The organism is Campylobacter concisus, assembly GCF_050447485.1.
Classification (GTDB): Bacteria; Campylobacterota; Campylobacteria; order Campylobacterales; family Campylobacteraceae; genus Campylobacter_A; species Campylobacter_A concisus_BQ.
Map to the genome: position 1 here is coordinate 794,149 of NZ_JALMFY010000001.1, position 15,266 is coordinate 809,414.

Here is a 15,266-nt window from a genome sequence, read left to right on the forward strand (position 1 = left end):
CATCTCTCCTCCTAATTTGATTATTAAAATTACTATTTTAGTTTATAATCTAATTTTGATATTGAATATTATAATTTTAAATATAAATTTTAGGTAAGAACTTAAAATAAATGCGATTTTATAGCTATAAATATAGAAATTTCTATTTGTTATGTAGAAAAAATAGCAAGTAAATTTTGGATATTTTGTTTAAGAAAAGTGAAATTTGGCAAGGCTCTCACCTTGCCATAAAATCTTAGTACGCCCTTTTATAGGCGTTTTCTATTTTGTCATTTTCGCCAAATTCTTTCATGGCGTTAAAAGCAAAATACGGGTTGCGCAGTAGCTCTCTGCCAAGCGCCACACCGTCGCAGACATCGCCAAGTAGCAGTGCCTCGCACTCGCTTGCCTTTGTGATGAGACCGACTGCAAAGACTGGAATTTTAACTGCACTTTTCACAGCTTTTGCGTAGCTAGCCTGATAAAGAGGTGTAAATTTTGGCGCGCTATCAACTTTTGCATAGACACCGCCAGCTGAGACGTGGATAAAATCAGCCCCATTTTTCTCTAGCTCACGTGCTAGCTTTACACTCTCATCCTCGTCCCAGTCACCCTTAAGCCAGCTACTTGCACTTATCCTAACACCAACAGTGATATTAACACCAGCCTTGATCTCTCTTAAAATTTCAAGCAACAGCCTTATGCGGTTTTCAAAAGTGCCGCCGTATTCGTCACTTCGCTTATTTGTGCCAGCACATAAAAATTGATTTATCAAATATCCATGCGCTGCGTGTATCTCCACAGCCTCGTATCCTGCGCTCTTTGCACGCACTGCCGCCTCCACAAAGCTTTGTTTGACGATTGTGATATCCCCTGCGCTCATCTCTTTTGGCGTGGCGTAGTCATCGCTAAATTTAACCATACTTGGTGCGATGATGCTCTCACAAATGCCCTTTCTGCCAGCGTGAGCAAGCTGGACGGCCATTTTTGAGCCGTATTTACTACAGCCTTTTACCAGCTCTGCATGAGCCTCGATCTGCTCGTCACTCCAAAGCCCAAGGTCTTTTTTGGTGATCCTGCCGCGCGCCTCAACAGCTGTCGCCTCAACGATGATCATGCCGACACCGCCGATCGCCCTTGTAGCGTAGTGGAGCTTATGAAAGCACCTTGGACAGCCGTCCTCTTTTTTGACCTCATACATGCACATCGGAGCCATGATAATGCGGTTTTTGATCTCGATACCGCCTATCTTAAGCGGCGTAAAAAGCTTACTTTGCATGAAATTTCCTTTAAATTTTTTGGTTATTTTAGGATATTTGTTTAAATTCTTGGATTTATAAAGATTTGCGTTTTATGATCTTAAAAGTGTTTAGTAAATTTTAAAAATTGCAAATTTGTTTTGTCAAATCAAATGAGCGTCAAGTAAATTTTAAAATTTCATGAACGAGTAATTTCGGCTCTAAAATTTGGGCTAAGCTGCAAGCGAAGCCAAATTTTAGTAGTCAATTCTTGCGAGTGAATGAAAGTTTAAAATTTGCAAAAATAGCTTGATTAAATTTTAAAATTGGTAAAGATTTAGAAATTAAAAAGCCAATAAATTTAAACCTTTATTCAAAGAGAGTTAAATTTAAATTAGCCAGCTGCAAATTCAGCAGCCAGCCAAAAATTTTAGTTTTTATGTATGCGGAGGTAGCTATTTAGTGCGCCAACATAGGCCTTAGCGCTTGCCATCATCGTATCGATATCAAGTCCGTGACCCATTACGGCTGTTTTGCCCTCAAACTCGACTTTTACATCGACCTTTGCAAGAGCGTCTTTGCCTTGAGAAACAGCTGTGACCTTGTAGTCTTTTAGCGTGCCACTAATGCCACTAATGCGATCAACTACCTTAAATATCGCATCTGCTGTGCCATTGCCAAGGGCTGAGTCGCTAACGATCTCGTCGTTGTGCCTGATGCTCATAGAAGCACTTGCTAAGCTGCCACCGCTACTTTGAAGCAAGTCTGTGATCTCGTAAGCCTGCGGTATTTTCGTGATCTCTTCTGCCACAAGCGCCCTGATATCATCGTCAAATATCTCTTTTTTCTTATCTGCCAAGTCTTTAAATTTCTCAAATGCCTTATTAAGCGCATCGCTATCAAGGTCAAATCCAAGGCTAGCAAGCTTATCTTTAAACGCATGGCGGCCGCTGTGTTTGCCAAGGACGAGTGAGTTTTTCTCTAAACCGATGCTCTCAGCACTGATGATCTCGTAGGTCTCTTTGTGTTTTAGCACGCCATCTTGGTGGATGCCACTCTCGTGCGCGAAGGCGTTTTTGCCAACGATTGCTTTGTTTGGCTGCGGCTCGATGCCTGTGATGCTAGCGATCAGCCTTGAAGTTGGATAAATTTCTTTTGAGATGATGCCTGTGTAAAGTGGTGCAAAGACGTCCTGGCGAGTTTTTATAGCCATCACGATCTCTTCAAGCGCAGCATTTCCAGCGCGCTCACCTATGCCATTTATCGTGCCCTCAACCTGCCTTGCACCAGCTTTTATGGCGGCTAGCGAATTTGCCGTAGCCATGCCTAGATCGTTGTGGTTATGCACCGAAACTACCGCTCTATCGCCTATAAATTTTACTATTTCGCTAATGCGAGCTGTGATCTCTTCTGGATACAAGTAGCCAACAGTATCTGGGATGTTTATGGTTTTTGCCCCTGCATTTATCGCTGCGTCGCAAATTTCTTTTAAAAAGCTCATCTCGCTTCTGCATGCATCCTCGCAGCTAAATTCAACGTCATCACAAAATGTTTTTGAGTATTGTACCGCCTCAACCGCACGTCTAATCACCTCATCTGGGCTCATTTTTAACTTATACTCCATGTGTATCGGGCTTGTTGCTATGAAGGTGTGAATTCTTTTGTTTTTTGCTGAAGCTAGTGCCTCGCCAGCTGCCTTAATATCACGCTCAACTGCACGTGCAAGCGAGCAGACAGTGATGTTTGAAGCTTGCTTTGCGATCTGATTTACCGCGTCAAAATCCCCTGGGCTAGCCGCTGCAAATCCAGCCTCCATCACATCAACACCAAGCCTTTCAAGCTGAAGTGCGATCTGTAGCTTTTCAGCTGTGTTCATAGAAGCTCCTGGGCTTTGCTCGCCATCTCTTAAAGTCGTATCAAAGATTATAATTTTATTTTTATCCATTTTTTGTCCTTTTATTATTTTTATATATTTAAATTTAATGAGTTAAGTAAAGAAGAATTTGCTACCTAAGTAGCAGCAGTAGAGAGTTTTTGATTTCGATTTTTGGTAAAAATTTACGCGATTTTATTATGCCATTTTCGCTCATTCGCTCTCCTTTTTTTTGTGATTTTTGCTAAACATTATAGCCGCTCTAATAATACCATAAAGCATATAAACACTCATCAAAAATGTCGCACTCTCGTAAGGATATAGATAAAGCATAGAAAATACAACCACGAGCGCTACTAAAATTCTTATAACATGAGTTTGTTTTAAGTTCATCTTTTTAAAGCTTGGGTAGCGGATGTTGCTAACCATCAAGATAGCTAAAACCGCTTCAAGTAGTATCAAGCACCACTCAAAGCCATATAAAAAATCATGCTTTAGATAAATACCAACCCAAAGCACTCCGATGATAGCTGCTGATGGTATAGGAAGTCCGATAAAAACATTTGGCTCGTATGTGCCGGTGGTGACGTTAAAACGAGCAAGTCTAATAGCTCCAAAGACTACAAACATCGCTGCTATTAGTGCGCCAAATCTGCCAAATTTTGCACCAACTGTTAGATAAAACAAGATCGCCGGAGCCACACCAAATGCTACAAGGTCCGCAAGGCTATCAAACTCTACTCCAAATTTGCTTGTAGTCTTTGTAAGTCTTGCTACGCGTCCATCAAGTCCGTCTAAAATCAGTGAAAGAATGATGTAAATAATAGCTTTAAAATAGTTCCCTTGAATAGATGAAATAATGCTTATAACGCCCAAAAAAGCGCTTGCTGCGGTAAATAAATTTGGCAAGATATACATTAACTGCATTTTTTGTAAGCTATTCATTTTATTTTTCCTCTTCAAAGTATCCAAGAAGTGAAGCAGCTTTAACGCTCTCGCCAACACTTACACAAATTTTAGTATCTCTTGGCAAGTATAAAATCACTTCTCCGCTTCCTAAAAAGCCAAATTTTCTAGAGGCTTTTAGGCTGGTAATGTTATAAATTTCCAAACTTCTACTAAAAACTCCAGCTATGATCTTCATAGCAAATTTGATATTTCCTTTTTCAAAACGAATTATCGCTCTTTCATTTAGCATCTCTGAAATTTTCATCGCCTGACACAAAAATAGTCCGTGCCTTCTTTTGATATCAACGACCTTAGCGTCACTAACTGCCCTTAGCGTGCCAACGCCAAAAAAGAGCTTTGAGATAACTATCTTAGCCACCTCTTTATCATCAAAATTTGAAACGCTGATCTCTTTTATCTTGCCATCTATAGGTGAAAGTAAGGCTAGTTTATCGTCAGTAAATGGCTCTCTTTCAGGATCTCTAAAAAAATAAAGAGTTAAAAGAAGTAACGCTATAAAAAATAGCGGCGCAATACCAAGTAAAACAGATATAACAAATAAAATCAAAAAGAATAATATAAATTTATACCCTGCTTTAGCGATGTAACCACTCATTTTATTCCTCTTTTTTGCCTTTTTCCTCTTCTTCAAGCTCTACAAGCCTGCTTTCAAGACCATTTTCTTCTTCGTAGTTTTTGATGATCTCTCTAACTCTTTTTCCCTCAATGGTCTCCTCTTCATAAAGCGCTGAGACCATGTTTTCAATGGCTCCTTTATAAATTTCAAGAAGACCAAGCACAGCTGTATATCTCTCATGAAGAAGTGCTTTTACAAACTCATCGACCTTTTCAGCCATCTTGTCGCTATAATCTTTTATGCTTTGTCCGCCATTTAAAAATGTCGCGCGTTGCTTCTCAAGCACCATAAGACCGGCAACATCACTCATGCCATACATACTAACCATAGCTTTTATGATATCAGTTGCACGCTCTAGGTCATTACTAGCTCCAGTTGATATCTCTTTTATAAAGACCTCTTCAGCAGCCCTACCAGCCAAAAGAACATCCACTTCTGCAAGCAACTCATGCTTTTGCATCATAAATTTATTCTCTTCAGGCGTATTTAGCGTATAGCCAAGCGCTGCAAGACCACGTGGCACGACTGAGACTTTTGTCACTCTTTTTGCACCTTTTGTTAGCTCAGCTACCAAGGCATGGCCGCTTTCATGGTAAGTGACTATCTTCTTCTCTTTTGGATTTACGCGGCGTGATTTTTTCTCTAAACCAGCTATCGATCTCTCGACAGCCTCCACTAGATCAGCCTGCTCAACAAAAGTCTTTGACTTACGTCCTGCAAGAAGAGCTGCCTCATTTATGATATTTTCAAGATCAGCCCCTGCTAAACCTGTAGTAAGCCTTGCTATATCTTCGATATTAACGTCTTTGCCGATCTTTACATCTTTCATATGAACTTTTAAGATGTCGCAACGTCCCTTAAAATCAGGCTTATCAACAAGCACTTGCCTATCAAATCTACCTGGTCTTAAAAGCGCAGCGTCCAAAACTTCAGGTCTGTTTGTAGCAGCTATAACGATGACTGGCGACTTATCTGCGTCAAATCCGTCCATCTCAGAAAGAAGCTGATTTAGCGTCTGCTCTCTCTCATCATTTCCACCCATCGGACCAGAATTTCTGCTCTTACCGATCGCATCGATCTCATCTATAAATACAATCGCTGGGGCCTCTTTTTTGGCATTTTCAAAAAGGTCTCTAACTCTACTTGCACCAACGCCAACAAACATCTCAATGAAGCTTGATGCCGACATAGAGAAAAATGGCACACTAGCCTCGCCCGCAACTGCTCTTGCAAGAAGCGTTTTACCAGTGCCTGGAGGGCCAACTAGCAAAATACCTTTTGGAATTTTAGCTCCAAGTCTTAGGTATTTATCTGGGCTCTTTAGATAATCAACTATCTCCTGAACCTCTTCTTTTGCCTCTTCAACGCCTGCGACGTCATCAAATTTAACTTTTGGCTTTTCAGAATTTATAAGCTTTTTCGCACTTCCTATGCCAAGTATGCCACCTCCGATATTCTTTTGCATACGACTAGCGATAAACATCCAAATAGCAAAAAATATAAATACCGGTATGATCCATGAAAATATAAGATCTCCAAACCAGTTATTTTCGCTATAAATACTGTAAGTTATGCCGTTTTGCTCAAGTATGCCAATGAGTGTTGGATCGTTTATGCGCTTTGCGAGGTAGATGGTTTTGTCATTACCAACGCCTTTTATCGTGGTTTCAGATATCGCAACTTCATTTAATTGCTTATTCTTTAGCATATCCTTAAATTCAGAATAAGCTATCATTTTGCTTTGAGCGTTGCTACCAAGCCCAAAAGTACCACCTAGTCCGTCGCCGCTAAAGCTTCTAAAAGCTAGAACTATAACTATCGCAAAAATAGCAAAGATAAAGATTGGATTTTTGTTGAAAAACCCGTTATTATCGCCGTTGTTTTGGTTATTATTTTGATTATTCATCCATTTCCTTATAAACAAAGCTAACCCAATCATTAGCCTGTTTTATCTCAACTAGCTCCAAATCCTTAAACGTATCTTTGATCCTATCCTCGTATTTGTTCAAAATTCCAGACAATACTAAATAGCCGCCTTTTTTAAGCGATTTTTTCAAGTCATTTGAGAGCATAAAAATGACATCAGCAATGATATTTGCTACGACGATATCATATTTTTGCTCTAAATTTGCAACAGATCCTGTCCAAATTTTATTAAATTTAACCTCATTTAGCTGGGCATTGCTAAGCGAGCTTTGCGTGGCCTGCTCGTCTGTATCGCAGGCATCGACCTTGCAGCCAAGCTTTGCTAAAGCTATGCTTAATATCCCACTTCCACATCCCACATCTAAAGCACTATCGCCACTTTTTGCATATTTTTGTAAAAGTTGCAAGCAAGAATTTGTGCTTTCATGATGCCCTGAGCCAAAGGCTAGCGCTGGGTCGATTATGATATTTGTTACGCCATTAAGTGGCTCTTCCCAGCTAGGTCTAATATAAATTTTATCAACCAAAATAGGCTTAACTGCCTTTTTATATTCGCCTAGCCAGTCTTTATTTTCTTTTAAATTAAGAGAAATTTTTAAATCATTTGGAATTTTACGAACGATAGAGAGCCCTTTTGCATACTCTTCTATGCCCCAAACTATATCTTTTAGATCATACTCTTCCCTGATGATGATCTCATGATCTAGCTCTTCTACACAGGTGACCCCAAAAGAGAAAACTAACTCTAAAATTTCATCATAAAAATTTGATGTTTTGATGCTTAATTCGTAAAATTTATCTTTCATTAACCAAGAACGTCTTCAAGCTTCTCTTTTAAAACTTGTGGCGTAAAAGGTTTAACGATGTAGTTATTAACACCTGCTTTTAAAGCTGTTATAACCTCGGCTTTTCCGCCCTCTGTTGTTACCATTATGATAGGCATATCAACATATTTTTGCTCAGCTCTTACTTTTTTAACAAGCTCAAGACCATTCATCTCAGGCATGTTCCAGTCAGTAATAAGAACCTCAATACCCTCGTTTTGTGTCAAGATATTCCAAGCTTCAAGCCCGTGCTCAGCCTCGAGAATTTCTTGATGTCCTAACCTTTGCAAAGTATTTTTTATGATCCTTCTCATTGTTGAGCTGTCATCTACAACCAAAATCTTCACATAATATCCTTTTAGTAAAAATTGCCCTATTCTAGCTAATTAAAATTTATAAAAGCTTTAACGCTAGCCAACTTGTTTGAAAGCATCTTTTAAATCAAGTCGTCCCTCATAGTAAGCTTTACCAACGATCACACCAGCTATCTCATTTGTCTCTTTAAGTGCTAAAATGTCGTTTATATCGCTCACACCGCCACTTGCTATGGTTTCAAGTTTGCTGCTTCTAGCTATTTGCAAGCTAAATTCAACATTAACTCCGCCAAGCATTCCATCTTTGTTAATATCGGTGCAAATCACAGCTTCTACACCCACATCTGCAATTTTTTTTGCAAGATCGACTGCTTTTATACTTGAAACCTCACCCCAGCCTTGCACTGCCACATAGCCATCTTTGGCATCAATGCCAACTACAACCCTGTAAATTCCAGCCATTTTTGCTGTAAATTCTGGATCTTTTAGGGCAACCGAGCCAAGGATCACTCTGCTAACTCCAAGGTCCAAATAACGCTTTATTCGCTCTTCATCTCTTATGCCACCGCCCACTTGCACCTTTAAATTTGTAGCTTTTACTATCTTTTCGATCGTCTTAAAATTTATAGCTTCCCCTGCAAATGCTCCGTCAAGATCGACCACATGCAGCCATTTTGCACCGTAATCTTCAAATCTCTTAGCAAGTTCACTTGGCTCGTTGCTGTAAATTTTAGCGCTTTGCATGAGCCCTTTACTAAGCCTAACTGCTTGCCCCTCTTTTAGATCTATCGCTGGGAAAATTTCCATCACAACCTCGCAAAATTTTCTAAAATTTTAAGCCCAACCTCATGACTTTTTTCTGGATGAGGCTGAAAACCAAAGAGATTTTCATGTTGCACCGCGCTTGTAAATTCATATCCATAAGTTGTCTTTGCAAGCACAAATTTATCATCGCAGATCACATGGTAGCTATGCACAAAATATAAATACTCAAGCTCTTTAAGCCCTAAATTTAAAGGGCCATTTTGTTTAAAGCTAAGCGTATTCCAACCAACGTGTGGGATCTTTAGTGGCTTATCAAATTTGGCTTCATCAAATTTAACGACCTCTCCTGGCAAAAGAGAAAGCCCCTCATGCTCACCAAATTCAAAGCTCTTTTCAAACAAAAGCTGCATGCCAAGGCAAATTCCTATAAAGGCTTTTCCACTTTTTACAGCCTCTTTTATCGCTTCATCCATGCCGTTCATCTTTAGCTTTTTCATCGCCTCACCAAAAGCTCCAACGCCTGGCAAAACGATGTGGGAGTGCTCTTTTAAACTTTCAGGCTCACTTACTAAAACGCACTCACGCCCAAGAAATTTAAAAGCATTTATCACGCTTTTGATGTTGCCCGCGCCATAATCAATAATAGCAATCATCTGTTCTCTTGTCTTTTTACACTAAAGAGATAAAAGCTAAGTGCCGCCATTAGCATAGCCACGCCGCCTATTAGATAGATAGCGTTTATGATATTTTCAGGTGCAGTGATAGCGAATTTAAAGACTAGCATAAGCGCCTCGATCGCAAGTGCGATGATGATAGAGCCGATAAATCTAACCATCGTCTTATATATCACACTATTTTCTTCGTGATTTTTGCCTAACACCTCTTCTTCAAATATCGTCTTAACAAGGTCAAAAATGGCAAGAGCTAGCGTTAAAATAATGGTTGATTCAAAAATTTCTTCGACATTTATATGCTCGATACTCTTTGAGATAAAGCTCTTTACGCCGTGCCAAAACAAAAACGCACAGATCATAAAAAGCGATGCACAAAAGAGCGCATATACTGTCTTTAAAAATCTACCAAAATGCTCCTCGACAAAGCCGCTATCGACCATATTTAGGATATTTTCTAGGCTTATGTCGATGCAAGCGATAAATTTAAGCTCATTTTTTTCATTATAGATAGGCACGCTTGCTGTGACACACAAACCTCCATTTAGACTTGATGGATATGGATCACTTAAAACGCACCTTTTCTCGCGCACAGCGGTGTAGTAGTAGGCTTTGTTTGCGCGGTTTTCACCTTTTGGAATTTTATACTTTTCATTTAGACTTATCGAGTCTTCGATCTGTATGCCATTTTCGTCTAAAATGTATAGTGCGTCAAAATTTTCTATTTCGTGGCTGATCTTATCAAAGCCAGCTTTTATGTTTTCTAAGCACACTCCAGGCAGTCTGTTTGGCAAATTTCTACTAAATAAATAGCAGATATACGCCCTTGCCTTGTATCTCGTGTCACTAAACCTCTTAATATCTTTTATAACCAAAACTAGCCTTTTAAATTTAATGCATGGTTAAACTCTGGCACGATCACCTTAAGAGCAGGTGCTACCTCGTTATCTTCAAGCTGCAAAAGCCCACTTATCTGCGAATTTAAAAGGGTCAGATCATAAGGCTGTGAGTGTGTCACAAAGATCGACTCATACTTAGTTTGAACGTCATCTTTGTTGATAAGCAGCTCCTCATAAAGCTTCTCGCCAGGTCTAAGCCCTACAAATTCGATACCTAAATGCTCTTTATTTGAAAGCAGAAGCATCTTTTTAGCAAGATCGACGATCTTAACAGGCTCGCCCATATCAAGCACGAAAAGCTCTCCACCTTTTGCTATAGAGGCTGCTTGAAGGACTAGCTGGCACGCTTCAGATGTAAGCATAAAGTATCTTGTGATCTCTGGGTGAGTGACGCTTAAAGGCTTATTTGCAGCGATCTGCGCTTTAAATTTAGGTATGACTGAGCCACTTGAGCCAAGGACATTACCAAAGCGCACGCAAACTATCTCGCAGACACCTGCTTCGTTTGAATTTAGTGCGTAAAGCTCGCAAACACGCTTAGTTGTACCCATTATGTTTGTTGGGCGCACAGCCTTGTCTGAAGAGATCATGACAAATTTCTTAGCACCATATTTTTTAGAAAGATCGACTGCATTTTTTGTGCCAAGGATGTTGTTTTCAACTGCTGAGCGAGGATTTAGCTCGCAAAGTGGCACGTGTTTGTAGGCTGCAGCGTGGATGACGATCTCTGGTCTAAATTCTTCAAAAACCTCTTCAAAGTCTTTTAAATTTGTGATATTTACAAGCTTGCTAACAGTTCTTTTATCTCTTGTATCTTCGCCTATTTTATAAAGGTTAAACTCGCTGTGCTCGACCATTATAAGCTCGCTTACGCCATATTTCAAGCACTGCTTACAAATTTCGCTTCCTATACTACCGCCAGCTCCAGTGACAAGCACTTTTTTATCTTTTAAGAAATTTGAAATGGCCTCTGGATTAAGGTCTTTTGGCTTTCTAGCGAGCAAATCTTCGATCGAGATATCTTTGATCGGCTCATTTTCGATAAGCGAAAAGAGCTTCATATCTCTTATGCCATATCCAGTTAGCTCATCAACTAAAGCTTGAAGCTCGTCTTGATCGAGCGCAAGCGCGATTATAGCAGTCTTTGCGTCGTAGTCTTTTATAAGGCTTGGTATATCTTTTTTATCTTGAACTAAAAATCCATCACAATATGTGCCAACAAGGTCGCTTCTGCCATCTACCACGCCAACTGCGTAGTAGTCAAGATAGCCCTGTTTTAAGCCGCGTAAGACGTGAAGTGCCTTTGAGGTCGCGCCTATAACGATACAAGGCTCGCCTTTGTGAGGTCTGTTTGAAAAGTCAAGCACCATACGCTTTGAAATTCTCAAAAGCCCGATAAGTAGGCATGAGATGAGAAGGTCGATAAAGATAACGCTTCTTGGATAAGGATTTAAAAAATCTTGTATGATGAAAAATACGATCGTAAATAAGATCGCCGCGCAAACGTGAGCTAGGAAAATTTTACGAGCTTCATTTAAGCCAAAAAATCTCCACGGCACCTTGTAAATTTTAAACATCCACATGAAAAAGAGCTTAAATACGATCAAAAATCCCGCCGTTACAAAAAGTCCTTGCACGTAGATATCTGGGATGTCGGCGTTAAATCTTAAAAGATAAGCTGCATATATCGAAAAAACAAATATAAAAACATCGCCAAGAAGGAAAAATACGAGCCTTTTTAACTTCGTTGCATGAAACATTTACGCATTTTCCTTGACTATTTTTATCACTCTTTCTTGTGTCTGCTCGCTCATATCGCTGCCACTTGGCAAGCAAATTCCTCTTGAAAATAGATCTTCGCTATATCCATCAACAAAACTTAGCGCGCCTTTAAATACTGGCTGCAAGTGCATAGGCTTCCAAAGTGGGCGGCTCTCGATGTTTGCATCAGCTAGTGCTTTTATAACTTTTAAATGTGCATCTTTTTTAGCAAAAACGCCAGTTGTGAGCCATCTGTTGCCACGAGAATTTGACAGCTCTGGCATAAATTCTAAAATATCGCCAAGCTCTTTTTCATAAATTTCAAAGACTTTTCTCTTTTGTTCGACTCTCTTTTCTAAAACTTCCATCTGAGCCACGCCAATAGCACCTAGAACGTTGCTTAAGCGGTAGTTGTAGCCGTAGTCTTTATGCTCGTAGTGAAGCAGCGGCTCTCTTGCTTGTGTGCTGTAAAATCTAGCTTTTTCTACAAATTCACTATCTCCAACTAGCATGCCGCCGCCTGAAGTGGTGATGATCTTGTTGCCATTAAAGCTATATCCGCCCATCACGCCAAATGTGCCAAGCGCCTTGCCACCGTAAAATCCACCAAGCGCTTCAGCTGCGTCCTCGACTAGAGCGATGCCTTCGTTTTGGCAAATTTCGCAAATTTCTTTCATCTTTGAAGCTTGTCCGTAAAGATGGGTGACGACTAGCGCTTTTGGTTTTTTAGGCAAATTTGATATCGCTTTTTTAAGTAGCTCTGGGCTTAAATTCCAGCTCTCGTCGCTATCTATGAAGACTGGAGTTGCTTTTTCGTAAAGTATAGGCGAGACCGAAGCCATGAAAGTAAAGCTAGAAGCTAGCACAAGATCACCCTCTTTCACGCCAAGGACGCGAAGCGCTAGGTGAAGTGCCGCAGTTCCAGCGCATAGTGCAAGCGCATCTTTGGCGCCAGTATAAGCCTTTATGCTATCTTCAAATTTATTGACATATTCGCCAAGTGGCGCTATGTAGTTGCTTTCAAAAACCTTTTTTATATATTCCTGCTCTTTTCCACTCATATTTGGTGGAGATAAAAAAACCCTATCCATTTTCATACCTTTCGTGATTTTTGGCGATTTTAGCACTTATTTTTAAATTTATATCTTAGCGCGCTCGCATGCAGGCACGCCATACGCCTTTATGCCATCTTTTATATCTCTAACGACCACGCTTCCAGCACCAATAATGCAGTTTTTACCGATGCTTATGCCTTGAATGACACTTGAGCCAATGCCAATATGCGCAAATTCTCCCACGCTAACGTTTCCAGCAAGGGCTGCATTTGGGCTAATGTGAGCAAATTTACCTATCACACACTCATGCTCTATCACCGCGCCAGAGTTTATGATAGCACCCTCTTTTATGCAAGCTTTTGCGTTTATCACGGCATTTGGCATGACGACCACACCTTTTTCTATCACAGCACTCTCGCTCACAACCGCACTTTTATGGATCAAATTTACTATCTCAAAGCCAACATCCTCTACCTTTTGGCTGATCTTTTGCCTAGTTTTATTATCACCTATGGCTATTATGATGTCAGCTTTTTCAAGCTCTGGGCTAAATTTACGCTCGCTAGCATCATCTAAAAAAACTATCTCATCATAGCCGTTATTTCTAGCGATGTCAGCGATCACAAGCCCATGCCCACTCGCCCCGTAGATGTAAATTTTCTTAGTTTTTGCCATTAAATTTCTCCGTCGTCGCCTGCCCCTCTTTGCTGACACCACTTCGTTTTAGCACCTTTTCGATGGTCTGCAAGGCGATCTTTACGTCAAGCATAAAGCTTAAATTTTGAGCGTAATATACGTCGTATTCAAATTTTTTCTCCCAGCTTATGGCGTTTCTGCCATTTACCTGCGCTAGGCCCGTGATGCCAGGGCGCACGTCGTGGCGATGCTTTTGTGTTTCGTTATAGATGGGCAGATACTCAACCAAAAGTGGCCTTGGTCCAATGAAGCTCATATCGCCTTTTAGCACGTTAAATAGCTGTGGTAGCTCATCAAGGCTAAGTGAGCGGATCAGTTTGCCAAATTTACCAAGACGCTGTTCATCTGGCAAAAGCTCGCCATTTGCGTCACGCTCGTCGCTCATTGTCTTAAATTTATAAATTTTAAAAATTTTCTCATTTAGCCCTGGCCTTGCCTGCGTGAAAATGACGTCACGGCTAACCTTAAAATAGATAAAGATCGCTGTTGTTATGATGATAGGCGATGTTAAAATGAGCAAAAACAAAGCTCCCAAAATATCAATCACCCTTTTTAAAAAATTTCTATACATCTATAAATTTCCTATAAATTTCTATATATCTTTTTGCGATTTGCTTCTCGTCAAACTCGCTAACCGCCCAGTTTCTGCCATTTGCTCCAAGTCTAGCGCAAAGCTCCTCATCATCAAGCAAAGTTTTTATCTTACTTGCTAGATCACTTGCGTCTTTTACCTTGCATAAAAGTCCGTTATAGCCCTCTTTTACAGCTTCATTGCAGCCTGTCACGTCACTTGCAACGACTGCTTTAGCCATACTCATCGCCTCTAAAACCGTTCTTGGAAAGCCCTCTTTGTAGCTTGGCAAAGCTAGCAGGTAAGAAGCCTTTAAAAGCTGCGGGATATCGTTTCTAGCTCCTAAATAACGTACTTTTCCACCTTTTAAAAAGCTCTCATCTGCGGTTGATTTATTGCCACTAAAGCCTTCGCCAACAAAGACAAATTCACAGTTTTTATAGCCATTTAAAATTTCTGCCGCCTCGTAAAATTCACGAACGCCCTTGTGCCACATGGCTCTTGCGATCATTAAAATGACCTTTTTTTCACCCAAGTCCGCCGCCTGCGTGATAGCTGGATCAAATTTAGCAGTATCCACGCCGACACTTTTTATGCGGTACACCTTGCTTTTATCTATCAAATTTCTTGAGATCAGATAGTCTGGATCTGCGTCATTTACGAAGATACAAGCATCAGCCTTTGCAAAAGAGAGCTTATAAAGGCTCTCCATGACAAAACGCACGGCCTTTGTCTTGATATCATCATCGATATAAAAGCTACCAAGCCCTTCGACCAAATTTATCACGTGCTTTATACCAGCGTTTTTAGCGGCAAATGTGCCAAAGACATTTGACTTGTGAGCGCCAGTTTGCAGCAAGTCTAAATTTAGCTCACCTAAAATTTGAGATAGTTTTTTTGAGTTATTTATCACGGTTAGCGGATTTAGGCTAGCCTTGTCAAGCTCGTAGGTGACGGCGTGAAAGCTCTTTGCAAGCTCATCTGTAAAGTCGCCCTTTGGAGCAATAGCAAAAACCTCATGCCCCATATCTTTTAAGGCCTGCATAATAGGGCGTCTAAAAAAGTGTATGCTCATATCAGCGTGGCTTAAAAATCCTATCCTTGCCATC

15 protein-coding genes are annotated in these 15,266 nt (G+C 40.3%); all 15 read right to left on the minus strand.

Annotated features, from left to right (window positions below):
• Window positions 1–235: 235 nt before the first annotated feature.
• Entirely contained in the window at window positions 236–1,258 is a 1,023-nt protein-coding gene (locus MTT29_RS04055; protein ID WP_429799833.1) for an NADH:flavin oxidoreductase/NADH oxidase, read from the minus strand.
• Window positions 1,259–1,647: 389 nt separating this feature from the next.
• Window positions 1,648–3,162, minus strand: a complete 1,515-nt coding sequence (locus MTT29_RS04060; RefSeq protein ID WP_429799834.1) for a 2-isopropylmalate synthase — start codon at window positions 3,160–3,162, stop codon at window positions 1,648–1,650.
• A gap of 141 nt (window positions 3,163–3,303) precedes the next feature.
• The gene (gene pssA, locus MTT29_RS04065; RefSeq protein WP_103558772.1) at window positions 3,304–4,035 is read right to left on the minus strand and encodes a CDP-diacylglycerol--serine O-phosphatidyltransferase; all 732 of its coding nucleotides are present in this window, start codon (window positions 4,033–4,035) and stop codon (window positions 3,304–3,306) included.
• A gap of 1 nt (window position 4,036) precedes the next feature.
• Window positions 4,037–4,654: a phosphatidylserine decarboxylase gene (locus MTT29_RS04070; protein ID WP_429799835.1), complete on the minus strand. Its 618-nt coding sequence runs from the start codon at window positions 4,652–4,654 to the stop codon at window positions 4,037–4,039.
• A 1-nt stretch (window position 4,655) separates the two neighbouring features.
• Entirely contained in the window at window positions 4,656–6,581 is a 1,926-nt protein-coding gene (gene ftsH, locus MTT29_RS04075; RefSeq protein ID WP_429799836.1) for an ATP-dependent zinc metalloprotease FtsH, read from the minus strand.
• On the minus strand, window positions 6,574–7,407 hold the full coding sequence (locus MTT29_RS04080; protein ID WP_429799837.1) for a 50S ribosomal protein L11 methyltransferase: 834 nt from the start codon (window positions 7,405–7,407) through the stop codon (window positions 6,574–6,576). The genes ftsH and MTT29_RS04080 overlap by 8 nt, the downstream gene beginning before the upstream one ends.
• Window positions 7,407–7,772 carry a chemotaxis response regulator CheY gene (locus MTT29_RS04085; protein WP_002939933.1) on the minus strand — a complete coding sequence of 122 codons (366 nt, stop codon included), beginning with the start codon at window positions 7,770–7,772 and terminating at the stop codon, window positions 7,407–7,409. Before MTT29_RS04085 ends, MTT29_RS04080 begins: the two co-directional genes overlap by 1 nt.
• Before the next feature lie 63 nt (window positions 7,773–7,835).
• A complete protein-coding gene (gene hisA, locus MTT29_RS04090; RefSeq protein ID WP_429799838.1) occupies window positions 7,836–8,546 on the minus strand; it encodes a 1-(5-phosphoribosyl)-5-[(5-phosphoribosylamino)methylideneamino]imidazole-4-carboxamide isomerase in 711 nt (236 codons plus the stop codon).
• Window positions 8,546–9,157 (minus strand): imidazole glycerol phosphate synthase subunit HisH, encoded by a 612-nt coding sequence (hisH, locus tag MTT29_RS04095; protein ID WP_429799839.1) that lies wholly within the window; start codon window positions 9,155–9,157, stop codon window positions 8,546–8,548. The genes hisA and hisH overlap by 1 nt, the downstream gene beginning before the upstream one ends.
• On the minus strand, window positions 9,154–10,050 hold the full coding sequence (locus MTT29_RS04100; protein WP_009294679.1) for a PDC sensor domain-containing protein: 897 nt from the start codon (window positions 10,048–10,050) through the stop codon (window positions 9,154–9,156). The genes hisH and MTT29_RS04100 overlap by 4 nt, the downstream gene beginning before the upstream one ends.
• A gap of 2 nt (window positions 10,051–10,052) precedes the next feature.
• Window positions 10,053–11,834 (minus strand): UDP-N-acetylglucosamine 4,6-dehydratase (configuration-retaining), encoded by a 1,782-nt coding sequence (pglF, locus tag MTT29_RS04105; RefSeq protein ID WP_429799840.1) that lies wholly within the window; start codon window positions 11,832–11,834, stop codon window positions 10,053–10,055.
• Window positions 11,835–12,926: a UDP-N-acetylbacillosamine transaminase gene (gene pglE / locus MTT29_RS04110; protein WP_107804753.1), complete on the minus strand. Its 1,092-nt coding sequence runs from the start codon at window positions 12,924–12,926 to the stop codon at window positions 11,835–11,837.
• A gap of 48 nt (window positions 12,927–12,974) precedes the next feature.
• Window positions 12,975–13,565: a UDP-N-acetylbacillosamine N-acetyltransferase gene (pglD, locus tag MTT29_RS04115; protein WP_107804754.1), complete on the minus strand. Its 591-nt coding sequence runs from the start codon at window positions 13,563–13,565 to the stop codon at window positions 12,975–12,977.
• Window positions 13,552–14,157, minus strand: coding sequence for an undecaprenyl phosphate N,N'-diacetylbacillosamine 1-phosphate transferase (gene pglC / locus MTT29_RS04120; protein WP_429799841.1), 606 nt, complete (start codon window positions 14,155–14,157; stop codon window positions 13,552–13,554). Before pglC ends, pglD begins: the two co-directional genes overlap by 14 nt.
• Window positions 14,150–15,265 carry a N,N'-diacetylbacillosaminyl-diphospho-undecaprenol alpha-1,3-N-acetylgalactosaminyltransferase gene (gene pglA, locus MTT29_RS04125; protein WP_429799842.1) on the minus strand — a complete coding sequence of 372 codons (1,116 nt, stop codon included), beginning with the start codon at window positions 15,263–15,265 and terminating at the stop codon, window positions 14,150–14,152. The genes pglC and pglA overlap by 8 nt, the downstream gene beginning before the upstream one ends.
• Window position 15,266 lies beyond the last annotated feature (1 nt).

What these genes read in the sequence shown, in the direction of transcription:
- MTT29_RS04055 (WP_429799833.1), bottom strand. Translation starts at nt 1,258, where the DNA reads ATGCAAAGTAAGCTTTTTACGCCGCTTAAGATAGGCGGTATCGAGATC.
- MTT29_RS04060 (WP_429799834.1), bottom strand. Translation starts at nt 3,162, where the DNA reads ATGGATAAAAATAAAATTATAATCTTTGATACGACTTTAAGAGATGGC.
- pssA (WP_103558772.1), bottom strand. Translation starts at nt 4,035, where the DNA reads ATGAATAGCTTACAAAAAATGCAGTTAATGTATATCTTGCCAAATTTA.
- MTT29_RS04070 (WP_429799835.1), bottom strand. Translation starts at nt 4,654, where the DNA reads ATGAGTGGTTACATCGCTAAAGCAGGGTATAAATTTATATTATTCTTT.
- ftsH (WP_429799836.1), bottom strand. Translation starts at nt 6,581, where the DNA reads ATGAATAATCAAAATAATAACCAAAACAACGGCGATAATAACGGGTTT.
- MTT29_RS04080 (WP_429799837.1), bottom strand. Translation starts at nt 7,407, where the DNA reads ATGAAAGATAAATTTTACGAATTAAGCATCAAAACATCAAATTTTTAT.
- hisA (WP_429799838.1), bottom strand. Translation starts at nt 8,546, where the DNA reads ATGGAAATTTTCCCAGCGATAGATCTAAAAGAGGGGCAAGCAGTTAGG.
- hisH (WP_429799839.1), bottom strand. Translation starts at nt 9,157, where the DNA reads ATGATTGCTATTATTGATTATGGCGCGGGCAACATCAAAAGCGTGATA.
- pglF (WP_429799840.1), bottom strand. Translation starts at nt 11,834, where the DNA reads ATGTTTCATGCAACGAAGTTAAAAAGGCTCGTATTTTTCCTTCTTGGC.
- pglE (WP_107804753.1), bottom strand. Translation starts at nt 12,926, where the DNA reads ATGGATAGGGTTTTTTTATCTCCACCAAATATGAGTGGAAAAGAGCAG.
- pglD (WP_107804754.1), bottom strand. Translation starts at nt 13,565, where the DNA reads ATGGCAAAAACTAAGAAAATTTACATCTACGGGGCGAGTGGGCATGGG.
- pglC (WP_429799841.1), bottom strand. Translation starts at nt 14,157, where the DNA reads ATGTATAGAAATTTTTTAAAAAGGGTGATTGATATTTTGGGAGCTTTG.
- pglA (WP_429799842.1), bottom strand. Translation starts at nt 15,265, where the DNA reads ATGGCAAGGATAGGATTTTTAAGCCACGCTGATATGAGCATACACTTT.